Source organism: Roseibium sp. (genome assembly GCF_965233565.1).
GTDB lineage: Bacteria > Pseudomonadota > Alphaproteobacteria > Rhizobiales > Stappiaceae > Roseibium.
Genome location: NZ_OZ247494.1, coordinates 2372570 through 2387814, shown reverse-complemented (window position 1 = coordinate 2387814; position 15245 = coordinate 2372570). Strand labels below are relative to the sequence as shown.

The window sequence follows — 15245 nt, the reverse complement described above, 5'->3', positions numbered from 1 at the left end:
AGAACATGACAAACACCTCCCCGGCCACCAAGGCCGATACCTCGAAGCTCGAAGAAGAAAGCCGCAACGCCACCAAGGCGCGGCTGATCGAGTTCTGGTATTACTTCTCGCAGAACAAGGGCGCCGTGCTCGGCCTTGTTATCTTTGTCCTGCTGGTGCTGATGGCGGTGTTCGCACCGCTGATCGCGCCGCATAACCCGGACTTCCAGTATCGCGACAGTTTCCTGGTGCCGCCGGTCTGGCAGGATGGCGGCAAGGCCGCGTTCCTTCTGGGGACCGACGCCGTTGGCCGCGATATTCTGTCCCGTCTGATCTTCGGCGCGCGTTTCTCGCTGTTCATCGGTGTTGTGGTGGTGTCCATCGCCCTGGTCGGCGGCATCGTCATGGGCCTTGTCGCCGGCTACATGCGCGGTGCGGTCGATACCTTCATCATGCGGGTGATGGATATCATCCTGGCCTTCCCGTCGCTGCTGCTGGCCCTGGTGCTGGTGGCCATTCTCGGTCCGGGCCTGATCAATGCCATGATCGCGATTGCCATCGTGCTGCAGCCGCATTTCGTCCGCCTGACCCGCGCGGCGGTGCTGACGGAACGCAGCCGGGATTATGTGGTTGCGGCCAAGGTGGCCGGGGCCGGTCACATGCGGCTGATGTTCAAGACCATCCTGCCGAACTGTCTGGCCCCCCTGATCGTTCAGGCAACGCTGTCCTTCTCCAACGCGATCCTGGATGCGGCAGCTCTTGGCTTTCTTGGCATGGGCGCACAGCCGCCCACTCCGGAATGGGGCACGATGCTTGCCGAAGCGCGGGAGTTCATCCTGCGCGCCTGGTGGGTCGTGACGTTCCCCGGTCTTGCCATCCTGATCACCGTTCTGGCCATCAACCTGGTCGGGGACGGCCTGCGCGATGCGCTCGATCCGAAGCTGAAGAGGAGCTAAGCCATGTCTCTTCTTGAAATCAGAAATCTCCGGGTCGAGTTCGACACCGCCAAGGGGCCGTTCCGGGCGCTGGACGGTGTGGACTACACGGTTGATGCCGGTGAAGTGCTGGCGATCGTGGGCGAGTCCGGTTCGGGCAAGTCCGTTGCCATGCTGGCGACTATGGGTCTTCTGCCGGACACAGCGACGATCACGGCCGACAAGATGGAGTTCGAAGGCCTCGACCTGCGCACCCTGTCGGCCAAGGCCCGCCGCACGGTGATCGGCAAGGACATTTCGATGATCTTCCAGGAGCCGATCGCCAGCCTCAACCCGTGTTTCACCGTCGGCTTCCAGCTGGGCGAAACACTGAAGGCACACACGGACCTGAAAGGCAGGCAGATCAAGGACAAGGTGATCGAGCTGATGACCTCGGTCGGCATTCCCGATCCGGCCGGACGCGTGAATGCGTTCCCGCATCAGATGTCCGGTGGCCAGTGCCAGCGTGTCATGATCGCCATGGCGATTGCCTGTTCGCCGAAGCTCCTGATTGCCGACGAGCCGACCACCGCGCTCGACGTGACGATCCAGAAGCAGATCCTGGACCTCCTGGTCCAGCTGCAGCAGGAAAGCGGTATGGGGCTTATCATGATCACCCATGACATGGGTGTCGTGGCGGAGACCGCGGATCGCGTGATCGTTCAGTACAAGGGCCGCAAGATGGAAGAGGCGGATGTGCTCTCGCTCTTCGAAAGCCCGCAGAACCCGTATACCAAGGCGCTGCTGTCGGCCTTGCCGGAAAATGCCACCGGCGACCGGTTGCCGACCGTCAGCGACTTTGCCGAAGCGGGAGGTTTCTAAATGTCAGAAGATGTGATCCTCAAGGTCCGCGACCTTTACCGGACCTATGACATCAAGGGCGGCATGTTCAAGAAGGCGTCCACGCTGACAGCTGTGAAGGCTGTCAATCTGGATGTCGAACGCGGCACCACGCTGGCCGTGGTCGGTGAAAGTGGCTGTGGCAAGTCCACGCTGGCGCGCATGCTGACCATGATCGATGCGCAATCCTCCGGCTCCATCGAGATAGACGGCTTGCCGATCGACATTTCCAAGACGGGTATCTCGAAGGAAATGCGCCAGAAGGTGCAGATCGTCTTCCAGAACCCCTATGGCTCGCTCAATCCGCGCCAGAAGATCGGTCATGTTCTGGAGGAGCCGCTGCTGCTCAACACGGATATGCCGGCGGCCGAACGGAAAGACCTGGCCCTTCAGATGCTGGAGAAGGTGGGCCTGCAGCCGGAGCATTACGGCCGTTACCCGCACATGTTCTCGGGCGGTCAGCGCCAGCGTGTCGCCATTGCCCGCGCAATCATCATGAAGCCGAAGCTTCTGGTGCTCGACGAGCCGGTCTCTGCGCTCGATCTCTCCGTCCAGGCGCAGATCCTCAACCTTTTGGCCGATCTTCAGGAAGAAATGAACCTCACTTACGTGTTCATTTCCCACGACCTGTCGGTGGTGCGCTACATCGCCGACAAGGTGATGGTGATGTATTTCGGTGAGGTGGTGGAATACGGCACGCGGGACGAAGTCTTCGACAATCCGCAGCACGACTACACCAAGACACTGTTTGCCGCGACACCGCGCGCAGATGTGGAAAGCATCAAAAAACGTCTGGCCGCCAAGGCTGCCTGAAATTAGACGCTGACCGGAGCTGTCCGGTTCTGCCAAGTGGTGTAGGCTCCCGGTGAAAGCCGGGAGCCTTTTCATGTCTTTGATCAGCGAAACGAACCGGAAATGGTGGCTTCTGGGGGCTGTCAGCTGCGTGCTCGGCCTGGTGCTGCTGGATGAAACCGTCGTCGGGATCGCGCTGCCGACCATCCAGAAGGAATTCGGCCTCTCCAACAATGAAGCCCACTGGGTGGTGAATGCCTATCTTCTGAGCTTCGCCTGTTTCGTGGCTGTGGGCGGTAAGATTGCGGATCTGTTCGGGATCCTGCGTGTCTTTCTTGTTGGTCTGGCGTTGTTTTCGATCTGCTCGATTGCCTGCGGGTTTGCACCGTCCGGCGCCTTTCTGATCGGGGCGCGGGCGGTTCAGGGGCTCGGGGCGGCGATCATTTTCCCGATCTTCCTGGCCATGATCACCATGACCTTCAAGAAGGAGGTGAGGGGCGCCGCCATTGCGACCAGCGGTGCCGTCGGAACCACCTTTCTGGCCCTTGGACCCCTGGTTGGCGGTCTGTTCACGGATTTCCTGTCCTGGCGCTGGATCTTCTGGATCAATCCGATTGTGGCGATTGCCGTCGCCGTCGTCGTGACGCTGACATGGCGGGATGTGAAGCGCCCGGCCGGCCGCAGGATCGACTTGCTCGGGTTGTGGCTGATTGCAACAGGCATGTTCTGTCTTGTCTACGCCCTGATGGAGGCGGACAGCCAGGGTTGGCTCGATCCGCTGATCCTGGCGAGTTTCGCCGCAGGCATGGTGTTCCTGAGCGTGTTCTGGCGCGTGGAGCGGTCTCTGGAGGCGCCGCTGATCGAAGTCGATCTGTTTGCAAGCCCGGTCTTCACCGGCAGCAACCTGACCATTTTCACGGCGCAATACGCCAAGATGCCGCTGTTTGTGTTTGTTGCGCTCTACGCGCAGACAGAGCTCGGCCTCAGCCCGTTCCTGGCGGGTGTTGTGGTGATGCTGGCGCCGCTACTTCAGCCCGGAGCGGCCGTCGTTTGTGGAAGATATGCGGACAAGATCCCAAAACGGCAGCAGGTGCTGATCGGGCTTGGCATTCTGGCGCTGTCCTTTTTGTGGCTTGTGGCGACAGAAGCCTTCAATGATGTCTATCTGTTTGCCCCTGGTCTGCTGGTGGCCGGTCTCGCATTTCCGTTCCTGTTCACACCGACCCGGGCGGCCATTTCGGAGGCTCTGCCGGAACACAAGCACGGTCAGGGTGGAGGGATCGCCATGACGTCGCAGACAATCGGCGGCACCGTCGGGCTTGCCGTTTCCAGTGCGGCCTTTGCCCTTGGCGGTTATGCGCTTGTGTTCGGCCTGACCGCGGTGCTTGCCGGGCTGGTATTCGTCTATGCGCTGATTGCCTTTCGCGACGTCTAGCGAAAAGTCTCAGGCTCAGGGTTGCATTATTCGTTATTTCGAGTATTCTCGAATTATGGAAAAAGAAGATGCCTTGAACGCTTTGGCAGCGCTCGGTCAGGAAACCCGCCTCGACGTTTTTCGCCTGCTGGTGAAAGCCGGAAAAGAAGGCATGTCCGCCGGTGCCATTTCAGAAGCGCTCGACGTGCGTCCAAATACCCTGTCGACCCACCTGGGCGCTCTGTCCCGCTCCGGCCTCGTGCACGCTGAACGGGATGGACGCTCGATTTGTTACAGCGCCAGTCTGGAAACGATGCAGGTGCTGGTGACCTACCTGCTGCAGGATTGCTGCGGCGGAAATCCGGAGCTCTGCGCTCCGATCGCCAGCATGGCTGCTGGCACAGTCTGTGACACGGAAGAAACGTGCTGAGTGCACGTTCATAGGTGGGGCTCAAATTCAAATGCGTAATGTACTCATCGTCTGCACGGCCAATTCCGCGCGTTCGGTTTTAGGCGAGGCGCTGTTTCGGCATCTCGGGCAGGGGAAATTCCAATCCTTTTCAGCCGGTTCCACACCGCGCGGATCGGTGAACCCGGATGCGCTCAGCTGCCTGGAGCGGCACGGCCTTTCCTCAGACGGGTTTCGCTCAAAAAGCTGGGACGAGTTTGCTGGCCACGAGGCGCCCAAGATGGACCTGATCATCACGGTCTGCGACAGCGCTGCCGGGGAATCCTGTCCGGTCTGGCCCGGTCATCCGCTCGTTGTCCATTGGGGCATCCCGGATCCGGCAGGCGTCGAGGGAGATGACGACACCCGGGGCGCAGCTTTTGATCTTGCCTACAAACGTCTCGAACGCCGCATCAACGCCATGCTGGCCCTTGGCGACAGTGTTTTCACCGCCGAAGACGGCAAAGCGCGGCTTAACGCCATTGGTGCAACGGCTGATACCCAGGATTAATCAAATGTCAGACTTCAGTCTCTCCCGACGTCTCACCGCCGAGGCGCTGGGAACCGCCATGCTGGTCGGCACCGTCGTTGGATCGGGCATCATGGCCGACCGCCTTTCCGATGATGTCGCCGTTTCTCTTCTCGGCAACACCATTCCGACCGGCGCGATCCTGGTGGTGCTGATCACCATTCTGGGGCCGATTTCCGGTGCCCATTTCAATCCTGCCGTCACCTTCGTGTTCTGGCTCAAGCGGGAACTGGGCCTGGCGGTCGCCGGCGCCTATATCGCCTCGCAGATCCTGGGTGGCATCTGCGGTTCCCTGATCGCCCATGTGATGTTCGAGCTGCCGGTCTGGCAGGCCTCGACAACGGTGCGCACCGGCGCGGGGCAATGGGTGGCGGAAGTGGTGGCCACTTTCGGGCTTCTGGCCAGTATCCTGGCCGGCATCCGGTTCCGGGAAGCGGCTGTGCCATGGCTGGTCGGCCTTTACATCACGGCCGCCTACTGGTTCACGGCGTCGACCTCCTTTGCCAACCCGGCTGTTGCGATCTCGCGTGCCTTCACCGACACGTTTGCCGGGATCCGTCCCGTGGATCTGCCCGGGTTTATCGTGGCGGAACTGGCGGGAGCAGCCCTGGCGCTGGCCCTGTTTTCCTGGTTGCTCACATCTGAAAAGAAGTAAGCTCCGGACTGCAGGGTTGCCTGGAATTGTTCAAGGAAGAGGCTCCGAGCGGAGCCTCTTTTTCATGAACCAGCGACGATGCTCGGGCGGAAAGGTATCGGCGTCGTTTTCCAGGACGCCGAAATCGCTGTAGCCCAGCTTCAGGTAAAACGCATGCGCCGCCGGATTTGACGTGTCGAGCCAGGCGTTGGAACAGCCGAATTCCAATCCCCTTGTTTCAGCTGCTGTGACCAGCTGCCTGCCAAACCCTTTGCCCCGGAGGCTGTCTTTCACCCAGAGCGTCTTGATCAACAGCCAGCCATAGGAAGTGACTGCCGTCAGACCCGCTACCATGTCTCCGTCCGGCAATGTCACCGACAGCACAAACGGCTCGTTGCGGCTCTGGGTGTTTGAGCGTGCGAGCGCGGCCAGCAGGTGACGCTCGATGTCTGCGGCCACGCTGTCTTCATCCTCGGCAGGAACCAAAGTTACCTCCACAGACATTTTCAGCTCCCTGTCTTATTGCGGTCCGCTGACCAGAGTTGTCGCCTGCCGCCTGAGATAGAGCATCAGATTATCGGCATGTTCGCGGGCGGCCCGTTCGTCGCCGGCGGCAACAGCGCGCATCACCTCCAGGTGGCTCCAGGCTGCCGGGTTAAGGTCCTCTTCGCCGAAATGACGGTACCAGAAGCGCCGGCTTTGCGTTTGCAACGGCGCCAGTGCCTTGGTGGCGAATGGATTGCAAGCGGCTTCCGCAACGACGTCGTCAAAGGCCTTGTCGTGGCGCAGGTAGTCTTCGACATCGGAACGGGCGGCTGCCTCACGCAGATCCTCTGCACAGGCTTCCAGGGTGCGGCGCTCCTCCTTGCCGGCAAGGCGTGCGGCGAGTCCGGCCACGAGCCGTTCAAGGCCGTGGCGAGCTTCCAGGACTTTCAGAAAATCCGAGGGGTTCATGTCGGCAACGATGATGCCGAGGCGTGGACGGATCACAAGGAGGCCTTCCCAGCTCAGCCGCTGGATGGCTTCGCGGATCGGTGTTCGTCCGAGACCCAGATGCTTGGTCAGTCCGGCTTCTGTCACCGGTTCCCCCGGTTTCAGGCGCAGTGTGACGATTTCTTCCTCAAGTCGCAGATAGGCCTGTGCGGATTGGCTGAGGTTGCTGGACATCTGAAAAGCCGCTCGTGTCTCATTTGGATGTGTGGCTGATATATCAGTTATGCACCTGGCGGACGAGTCTTTTGGCCTTTCATGCGTCTCGTGTGCTGGCGTGACAAAACATGGCCTTGCAGCGCCGTCAGCGCTCTGAAACTCTTCGGAAGTTCCGACAGCGGGAATCAGGACCAGAGGGGCATATGAGCAAGGGACGGGTACATGTCATCGGTGCCGGAATTGTCGGCCTGGCAACAGCAGCCAGCCTCATTCAGCGCGGGTACGAGGTAACAATTCTGGACCGGGAAGGAGTGGCAGCCGGAACCAGTCAGGGCAATGCGGCAGCAATCGCCTGGACGGACGTCGCGCCGCTGGCTTCGCCCGGGCTTTGGAAACAGGCGCTGAAATGGCTGGCAGACCCGCTTGGTCCACTGACTGTCCGTCCGGCCTATGCGCTACAGATCCTGCCCTGGATGGTGCGGTTCCTGGCGGCCTCCAGGCCTGAAAAGGTCGCCCGCAGCACAGAGGCATTGGCGGCATTGAACGGTGCCGCGCTGCCTGCCTGGGAAAATCTCTGGCGTGTTTCGGGAACCCATAACCAGGTGCGCCGAGACGGCTGCCTTGAACTCTTCGACACCAGGGCGTCGCTTGAAAAGGCCCGCCGGGGCTGGGCCGAACAGCGGGACTACGGCATCGAGATCGAGGAAGCCGGGCCGGGACGGCTACGCGACCTGGAACCGGATCTGTCGGACCGGGTCATCGGCGGTGCCTTCGTGCCGGGCTGGGTCCAGATGGACGAACCGAAACAGCTCTGCCTGTCGATTGCCGATTGGCTTCGGGGGCAAGGCGTGACGATTTACATCGGCGAGGTGATGCAGCTTGAACCGTCGGAGACCGGGTGCGCCGTCTCGCTGAAGGACGGCAAGCGGTTCAAGGCAGAGCATCTGGTGATCGCCTGCGGCGCCTGGTCCAAACATCTGGCCGCACAGCTTGGCGACCGGATCCCGCTCGACACCGAGCGGGGCTACAACATCACCGTGGCGGAGCCCGGCATTTCGGTGAAGCGCATGATCATGCTGCCAGGACACGGATTTGTCCTGACACCTCTTTCGATCGGCCTGCGCGTTGGCGGGGCTGTCGAGTTCGGCGGTTTGAAGTTGCCGCCGAACTGGCGCCGGGTTGACGCCATGATCGCCAAGGCGAGGCTGTTCTTTCCGAAGCTGAAAACGGAGGGCGGTGAGCGCTGGATGGGCTTCCGGCCCTCCATTCCCGACAGCCTGCCGGTGATCTCACCGGCGAGCGGACATGGCCGGGTCTACTACGCCTTCGGTCACGCGCATCACGGCCTGACGGAATCTGCTGTTACAGGCGAGATGATTGCCGCAATGATCGGCGGCGAGAAGCCTCTTGTCGATCCGGCGCCGTTCCGGGCCGACCGGTTCTAACGTTCGCAAGGAGTGAAGCGGCGGCCGGAAGGCCGCCGCTTCTGGCTCAGGGCTTCATTGCCATCTTCACGCTGATCTGCTGGGACAGGTCGTGGAAATAGGCATCGGTTTCAACAAAGCCGTAGGCGTCGTAGAACCGGCGTCCGATCCGGTTTTCCCGGAAGACTTCCACCGTGAGGGGACCTTTCTGCCTGACCGCGTGGTCTACCAGGGCACGGCCAAGACCACGTCCGTGGAACTGCGGGTCCAGAAACAGTCCGCCGATGTGATTGTCCAAAAGCGAGATGAAGCCGACAGGGGTTCCGTCGACTTCGATGACATAGGTTTCCGCCTGCGGCAGATAGGTGTCCCGGATGGCGCTGGCGGCCATATCGTGAAACGCATCGCTCAAAAATGGATGGGCGAATTCGCTGGCTATGCGCCAGACGTGAAGGATCCGGTCAGTGTCTTCGCTGACATAGGGTCTGATCATTTTGGATATTATCGTCCTGTTCCGATCATGAGGCATGATCGGGTGTTGTTCTTCCAGTACGGCAAAGGCATCCCGGGTGCAGGAAGCGGCTTTGCGAGGGGCGCCGACGGGCACCCGAGAAGTCAGGACATAAAATCTCCGAGTTGAATGGGCGCGGCTTTACCACGGCTCGGCGGCTCTCGCCAAGCCGCGTTCCCTTGTTTTTCGGCAGTCGTTGTCTCAAATCCCCTGCATGGGGGACTTGCGCTGTTCGCGATAGGTCTGGTCGAGGCGCAGCGTGACAAAGGCAAAGATCACCCAGCTCAGGTGAAAGACCAGACCGGCAAGCATGACAAGCGCACCGGGAATTGGGCCGATGGACGCGCGTTCGAACGCCTGGGTGAGACTGATCAGCGGTTCGGGGTGGATGGCAATCTTGCCGTAATAGGCAACAGCCTGGATGGCGAGAATCCAGGAATAGTTGGAGCGGAGCCGCCGTCCGGCGGCCCGGACCAGGCTGATATGGTAGTGCGGCATTTCGTAGTCATCGGCGAGCATTTTGCTCCACGCGCCGGACCACGGCACTTTCCGTCCGTGGAGGATCGGAGCGTAAAGATCCGACTCCATGAGACGGGCCCGGGCCCGGAACATGTTGTAGTAGCGGTACCGCCGCGCCTCGAAAATCAGGAAGACGGTCACGAGCAATCCGACTAGCACCATCGGAAGCGGCGAGGCGTCCTTATTGGAAAAGGTGGCAGACAGGGCAATGCCGGTGGTGACCACGGCCCAGTTGGTGGTGTTGTCTAGGCGGGTGCGCCAATGGGTGCTGCGGAACACTTCTGCGCGGTATAAATGCGCAAGCGCACCCAGTGTGCCGGATTCAATGTCCTGTTTCGGCCAGTCCTTGTCGGGGCGTTCCTCCGTCATGCCCTTAGCCTCGCATCAGCTGATTTTGGAAAAGCTTAAAAGCAAAGCCGCGCGTGGTCGAGCCTTTAGGAAACTACCTGTTGCCTGTGGCGTTTGCATTCCTCTTGAAAGTGTCCGATACCGCCAGACCTGACGGGAATGAGACAGGCTAAATGACAGAAACGAAAAGTACGATTTCGCGTGCAGCCGCAGCAATTGTCGCCTGCCGTGGCATGACGCTGGCTTATCTCTGCGTCGTTTTCGTGATTGGTGTTCTCCAGTCCCTGGAGGCCGAAGACACCGGGTTTTCACTTGAAACCGGTCTGACAATTGGCGAAGCCTTTGCCGAAGCAGGTTTGATTTATGTGTTTTGCCTTTTCCTGCTCGGGATTGAGCGAACTTCAGCCGAAACCAAGAAAAGCGTTTGGCAATTTACGGCCCGTTACCTGTTGCTGATCTTCATGCCGTTCTATCTGATCAGTTTTGCCGCCGTTTTCGGCGTGATCTACGGAATGTCATCTCTGTTGACTTCCCTGGAAGGCATGCTTGTGCTGCTTCTGCCCATCATGGTGACGAGTTATCTCCTCTTGTTGCTGGGATTTGGTACAGCGCTTCCCTCAAAGCTTGTGGGAACACAGGCTGGCATAAGTGAAGCCTTGCGCCGGGGGCGGCGTCAGTTCCGGTATCAATTTCCACGTCTTTTGGTCGGTGTGGTTGCGTTGAATTTGATTGCCGCGGCCGTTCAGTTCCTTGCGGAAGGGTTCGCGATCAATCCCGTACCTGTGTCTTCCGAGGGAGGTATCGATCTGCCGGGGTCGCTTATTCACCTGGGTGTGCGCTGCATTGATATGTTGGCGTTGGCGGTGCTTTCGGTGGTTGTTTGCGAAGCCTATCTGAGAGACTTGCGCGACCAGGGGGAATTGATTTCAAAGGACGTTGAAGTGTTCTCGTGAAGGTGATTTGCCCCAGATTGAGCCGGTTCGAGCCAGACACGTGGTTGATTTAAAAACGCACCTGATTGGCTTCTGCGACTTGCCGGGACCCCCGTTTTGAAAACACGCAGACCAGCAGCGCAGCCATTGCCGGCGCAGCAAATACCAGAAACGCCAATTGCAACCCGATGACATTGGCGATAAATCCGCTAAGGCTGGCCCCAATGAAAAATCCGCTCCATCCGATCCAGCGATAGGCGGCGACCACGCGCCCAAGTGAGCCCGCCGGGATGGTCGATTGCTGATAGGTGGCAATGGATATGGCCCAGGTCACGCCACCTATTCCCGCAAAGAAGGCAGTGGCCAGGACAGGCCAGAGCCCGAGACCGGCGGCCGGCACCAGCACGAATATGAGAGTTGCGACCGGGTCCAGGAGGCGGGTTCTGCCATCACCCAGACGGCTCCGCAGCCAGCGATAGCAGGCAGCGCCCAGGAGTGAGCCGCAGCCCATGGCCGTCATGACATAACCAATGCCGGCAGTGCCGATGTTCAGGAAACTCTCGGACAGCGCATAGGGTACGATCAAGGTCATCCAGGCCCCCCAGGAAACGGACATCAGCGCGAGTAGAAGTGTCAGCCGTCGCTGATCCGGGCTCGCCCACAAGAGATGGGCACCTTCCAGAAAACCGGCAAAACCTTTTTGTGCGGAACGCGTCATGCGCTGCGGTTTCGGCAAGGTCAGGAAGCTGACCGCGACTGCAACAAAAGCCACGAGGAACACCGAGAAGGGACTGACGCCCAGGAGAAGTGCAATCAGCAGCGGTGCGAGGAGTGTGGCGAAAACAGTTTTCACCCCTTGCAGCAGACTGTTGCCGTCATGGAAGCGGTCTCGGTCAACCAGATCCGGCAAGATGGTCTGCCCCGCAGTCTCCGTCAGCACTTCGCCGATGCCGACCAGGAGGCCAAGGCTGCACAGGAGCAGGACCGGGCTGGCGTCCTGTCCAGCCAGGCTCAGCAAGGCCGCGGCAGCAAAGCCCGCTGCAAACAGACCTGACCAGAAACCGGCGATCCTGCCGAACCTGTCCAGGACCCAACCGGCCGTCAGGCCGAAGAGCGGCCACGCCGCGGCGATTGTGCCGGCAACCAGGCCAACCCTCGCCGGGGATCCGCCGTGAGAGGCGGTCAATGCGGGCAGGGCGATCTTCATCAGCGTGATGCCGAGGCCGGATGCTGCCATGGCGACTGTCATGCGGAATAGGGACTGATCGTAGGGGTTCATTTGTAAGCGCCTTTTTGTATAATGACGCTTACTAACATGATTGAGCGTGGTTGGTAATCTGTTAAAATGAAAATATTACTTACAATGGATGGGTTGAGTGAAGCGGCGGCCTTTGCGATTGCCTTTGTGAACTCCTACGATCCGATGCGCGATCCGGTGGACCTGCTGGTGGATCACGAGAAGACGGCGCGGTTCCTCGGCGGGTATCTTGAGGAAGGTGAGGTTACGGAAGAGATCGGATCGGCTCTCGTCACACACCGGGACCAATTGCGGGCAGCGTTCAGGGCGGCAGCAGAAGGTGAGCGCCTCCCGGGATCGCAGCAGGCGCAACTTGCGGGGATACCGGAGGTGAACTGGACAATGTCCCTATCGGAAGACGGCGCGCCAGTTCTGCAGATCGACCGGAACATCCCTGTGGTTCGGCGCCTGGAAGTCTGGAGTATGCTCGGCTTTCTGGCTCTTTTGAAACATGTGCCGGACCGCATTCGGGTCTGCCAGTCCGCGCCTTGTGAGGAAATCTTTCAGGATCATACCAAGGCGGGGCGCCAGAAATTCTGCTCCAAACGCTGCAATACCAGGTTCAACGTGGCTCAACACCGTTTGAGAGAGCGGGGAAAACCAGCCGGATAGAGGACGGCGAGTCCATCCCACACCGTCCGGGGAAATCAATTCATTCAGTCTTGTTCTTCTTCTGCTCTCAAACCGACTCGGACTGTTGGCGGAGGCCGTTTTCATGGTGATCACAGCCAACGCCTATCTGAAAGATTTGCGAGAACGCGGTGAGCTTCCCGCTGTGGATGCGGACGTTTTTACCTAGGTTACTTCCGCTTCTTGTTCATGGCCGCGGCCAGGGCTGCCGCCATGGCATTGTTGCCGCCATCACCACCGGATCCTTTTGGCGCCCCTCCCTTGCCACCACGCGGTCCCGAGCCGCCGGGACCACGTCCGCCCTGGCCCTTGCTTCCCGGACCACCCGGTCCGCGGCCACCGCGATCCTGCTGGCCCCGTTCGCGCTGACCCTGGTAGTCGGCCTGGGACTTCATGGTCATGGAAATGCGCTTGCGCGGCACATCCACTTCCAGGATGGTCACCTTGACGATGTCTCCGGCCTTGACGACCTTGTGCGGGTCGTCGACGAAACAGTCTGCGAGCTGCGAGACATGCACCAGCCCGTCCTGGTGCACGCCGACATCGACGAAGGCGCCGAAATTGGTGACGTTGGTGACCGTGCCTTCCAGCTTCATGCCGGGCTTCAGGTCCTTGATCTCTTCAACACCGTCCTGGAGCGCCGCCGTCTTGAACTCCGGGCGCGGGTCACGGCCGGGCTTTTCCAGTTCCGACAGGATATCCTTCACCGTCGGCAGGCCGAACGTGTCGTCGGTGAACTCGGCCGGGTCGAGGCCGCTCAGAAGTGAAGCGTCGCCCATGATCTGGCGCAGGTCCCGGCCGCAGGCCTTCACGATGCGCTTGGCAGAGGGTAGGCCTCCGGGTGCACCGAGGAGGCGTCCAGCGGTTCCTTGCCGTCGGTGATGCGCAGGAAACCTGCGCAGAGTTCAAAGGCCTTGGCGCCGAGACGCGGCACATCCTTCAGCTGCGAACGTTTTTCAAACCTGCCGATAGAGTCCCGGTGTTCGACGACCGCCTTGGCAAGACTGTCGGAAAGACCGGAAATGCGCGACAGCAGGGCCGGGGAGGCGGTGTTGAGATCAACACCGACGGCGTTCACCGCGTCTTCGACAACGGCATCCAGCGCGCGGGCGAGCTTGCTCTGGTTGACGTCGTGCTGATACTGGCCGACGCCGATGGATTTCGGTTCGATCTTGACCAGCTCGGCCAGCGGATCCTGCAGACGCCGGGCAATCGACGCCGCGCCGCGCAGGGAGACATCGATATCCGGCATTTCCTTTGCCGCCAGTTCGGACGCGGAATAGACCGAGGCACCGGCCTCGTTGACGATGACCTTGACCGGGCGCTGGGCGGACGGAATGTCTGAGAGCACATCGCCGGCCAGTTTATCGGTCTCGCGGCTGGCGGTGCCGTTGCCGATGGCGATCAGGCCGACCTTGTGCTTGGCGATCAGTGCCATGAGCGTTGCCCTGGAACCGGTCAAATCGTTGCGCGGCTGGAACGGATAGATGGTTGCCGTGTCGACAAGCTTGCCGGTTTCGTCGACCACGGCCACCTTGACGCCCGTGCGAATGCCCGGGTCAAGGCCAAGCGTCGCCCTGGCGCCGGCCGGAGCGGCGAGCAGTAGGTCCTTGAGGTTGCGGGCGAAGACCTGAATGGCTTCCTCTTCGGCCTTGTCGCGCAACACCCCCATCAGGTCGAGTTCCAGATGAAGCGCAAGTTTCACCTTCCAGGCAAAGCGGGCGGCCTCCATCAGCCACTTGTCGGCCGGCCGGCCGCGATCGGCAATCGCGTAGGTGTCGGCGACCATCCTGACGGCGGGGAGCACCGGTGAAACGTCATCGGCGTCGACCGTCAGGTCGACGGACAGAATGCCTTCGTTGCGTCCACGAAACAGGGCAAGCGCCCGGTGGCTGGGGATCTTCGACCATTTTTCCGAATAGTCGAAGTAGTCGGCGAATTTGGCGCCCTTGTCGGCCATGCCGTCAATCAGTTTCGACTGCACGACGCCGCGCTCCTCGACATGACGGCGCAGCCTGCCGACCAGCTCGGCGTTCTCGGCAAAACGTTCCATCAGGATCTGGCGGGCCCCGTCGAGTGCCGCCTTGGTGTCGGCAATGCCCTTGCCGTCATCAATGAAGGTTGTGGCCTCGGTTTCCGGATCCCTTGACGGATCGGTGAGCAAAAGGTCTGCCAGTGGTTCCAGGCCGGCCTCGCGGGCGATCTGGGCTTTCGTGCGGCGTTTTTTCTTGTAGGGAAGGTAGATGTCTTCCAGCTGGGACTTGGTCTCTGCGGCCTGAATGCTTCTTGTCAGATCGTCGGTTAGCTTGCCCTGCTCTTCGATTGACCTGGTGATGGCAACGCGTCTGTCCTCAAGCTCCCGCAGGTAGATCAGGCGCTCTTCCAGCTTGCGCAACTGGCTGTCATCCAGGCCTCCGGTGGCTTCCTTGCGGTAACGGGCGATGAAGGGCACGGTCGAGCCTTCATCGAGCATCTGAACGGTGGCGTTGACCTGGCCAGCCTCGCAGCCGATTTCGTCCGCAATCCGGTGTGCGATGCGCAGCGCTGTTTCGGCGCCGGCAGGTGCCTTGGTGACAGGAAGAGGGGTGTCAGGGGTGGGAACACTTGCCATTTACGAAGGTGCTTTCGCTTCTGAAAAATCCGAGCCGCGAAGATAAGCCGCCTCAATCGGGCGGAAAAGAGACCAGTGGCCTCCTTCCACCATCATTTCGGAAAACGCTCAGTTTTATTAGGTTTTCTTCCGTTCTCAAACCCGACCTGAAACCGGATCGCCTGAATTGCACAACCGCATGCAATTTGGTATGCACTTATGAGTTGAAATTGCC

15 protein-coding genes and 1 pseudogene are annotated in these 15245 nt (G+C 60.4%); 10 read left to right on the top strand and 6 right to left on the bottom strand.

Translation table 11 applies throughout. The features are described 5' to 3' along the window. Window positions 1-5: 5 nt before the first annotated feature. From ACO6TG_RS10910 to ACO6TG_RS10880, 7 genes are all read left to right on the top strand, one after another. Window positions 6-935, top strand: a complete 930-nt coding sequence (locus ACO6TG_RS10910) for an ABC transporter permease subunit (protein WP_422378203.1) — start codon at window positions 6-8, stop codon at window positions 933-935. Between the two features lie 3 nt (window positions 936-938). Then, window positions 939-1775 (top strand): ABC transporter ATP-binding protein, encoded by an 837-nt coding sequence (locus tag ACO6TG_RS10905; protein WP_422378202.1) that lies wholly within the window; start codon window positions 939-941, stop codon window positions 1773-1775. Then, entirely contained in the window at window positions 1776-2606 is an 831-nt protein-coding gene (locus ACO6TG_RS10900) for a dipeptide ABC transporter ATP-binding protein (RefSeq protein WP_094072413.1), read from the top strand. A 73-nt stretch (window positions 2607-2679) separates the two neighbouring features. After that, entirely contained in the window at window positions 2680-4020 is a 1341-nt protein-coding gene (locus tag ACO6TG_RS10895) for an MFS transporter (protein WP_422378201.1), read from the top strand. A gap of 55 nt (window positions 4021-4075) precedes the next feature. Then, entirely contained in the window at window positions 4076-4429 is a 354-nt protein-coding gene (locus ACO6TG_RS10890) for an ArsR/SmtB family transcription factor (RefSeq protein WP_422378200.1), read from the top strand. Between the two features lie 31 nt (window positions 4430-4460). After that, on the top strand, window positions 4461-4958 hold the full coding sequence (locus ACO6TG_RS10885; protein ID WP_422378199.1) for an arsenate reductase ArsC: 498 nt from the start codon (window positions 4461-4463) through the stop codon (window positions 4956-4958). 4 nt (window positions 4959-4962) lie between these two features. After that, on the top strand, window positions 4963-5631 hold the full coding sequence (locus ACO6TG_RS10880) for an aquaporin (RefSeq protein WP_422378198.1): 669 nt from the start codon (window positions 4963-4965) through the stop codon (window positions 5629-5631). Between the two features lie 30 nt (window positions 5632-5661). Here the strand turns inward: ACO6TG_RS10880 and ACO6TG_RS10875 are convergent, their stop codons facing one another. Next, on the bottom strand, window positions 5662-6114 hold the full coding sequence (locus ACO6TG_RS10875) for a GNAT family N-acetyltransferase (RefSeq protein WP_422378197.1): 453 nt from the start codon (window positions 6112-6114) through the stop codon (window positions 5662-5664). Between the two features lie 15 nt (window positions 6115-6129). Further along, window positions 6130-6777 (bottom strand): GntR family transcriptional regulator, encoded by a 648-nt coding sequence (locus ACO6TG_RS10870; RefSeq protein ID WP_422378196.1) that lies wholly within the window; start codon window positions 6775-6777, stop codon window positions 6130-6132. Window positions 6778-6962: 185 nt separating this feature from the next. On the opposite strand from ACO6TG_RS10870, the gene ACO6TG_RS10865 reads away from it, so the two are divergent. Next, window positions 6963-8204 (top strand): NAD(P)/FAD-dependent oxidoreductase, encoded by a 1242-nt coding sequence (locus ACO6TG_RS10865; protein ID WP_422378195.1) that lies wholly within the window; start codon window positions 6963-6965, stop codon window positions 8202-8204. Window positions 8205-8250: 46 nt separating this feature from the next. Here ACO6TG_RS10865 and ACO6TG_RS10860 read toward each other — a convergent pair whose 3' ends face one another. Then, window positions 8251-8676 (bottom strand): GNAT family N-acetyltransferase, encoded by a 426-nt coding sequence (locus ACO6TG_RS10860; protein ID WP_422378194.1) that lies wholly within the window; start codon window positions 8674-8676, stop codon window positions 8251-8253. Between the two features lie 219 nt (window positions 8677-8895). Further along, on the bottom strand, window positions 8896-9582 hold the full coding sequence (locus ACO6TG_RS10855) for a DUF2270 domain-containing protein (protein WP_422378193.1): 687 nt from the start codon (window positions 9580-9582) through the stop codon (window positions 8896-8898). 152 nt (window positions 9583-9734) lie between these two features. Between ACO6TG_RS10855 and ACO6TG_RS10850 the strand changes: the two genes are divergently transcribed. Next, entirely contained in the window at window positions 9735-10514 is a 780-nt protein-coding gene (locus tag ACO6TG_RS10850; RefSeq protein WP_422378192.1) for a hypothetical protein, read from the top strand. A 49-nt stretch (window positions 10515-10563) separates the two neighbouring features. Here the strand turns inward: ACO6TG_RS10850 and ACO6TG_RS10845 are convergent, their stop codons facing one another. Then, window positions 10564-11772, bottom strand: a complete 1209-nt coding sequence (locus ACO6TG_RS10845; RefSeq protein WP_422378191.1) for an MFS transporter — start codon at window positions 11770-11772, stop codon at window positions 10564-10566. A gap of 84 nt (window positions 11773-11856) precedes the next feature. On the opposite strand from ACO6TG_RS10845, the gene ACO6TG_RS10840 reads away from it, so the two are divergent. Further along, on the top strand, window positions 11857-12402 hold the full coding sequence (locus ACO6TG_RS10840) for a CGNR zinc finger domain-containing protein (protein WP_422378190.1): 546 nt from the start codon (window positions 11857-11859) through the stop codon (window positions 12400-12402). A gap of 188 nt (window positions 12403-12590) precedes the next feature. On the opposite strand, the pseudogene ACO6TG_RS10835 reads toward ACO6TG_RS10840, so the two are convergent. After that, window positions 12591-15031: pseudogene (locus ACO6TG_RS10835) on the bottom strand (Tex family protein). Between the last annotated feature and the right edge of the window lie 214 nt (window positions 15032-15245).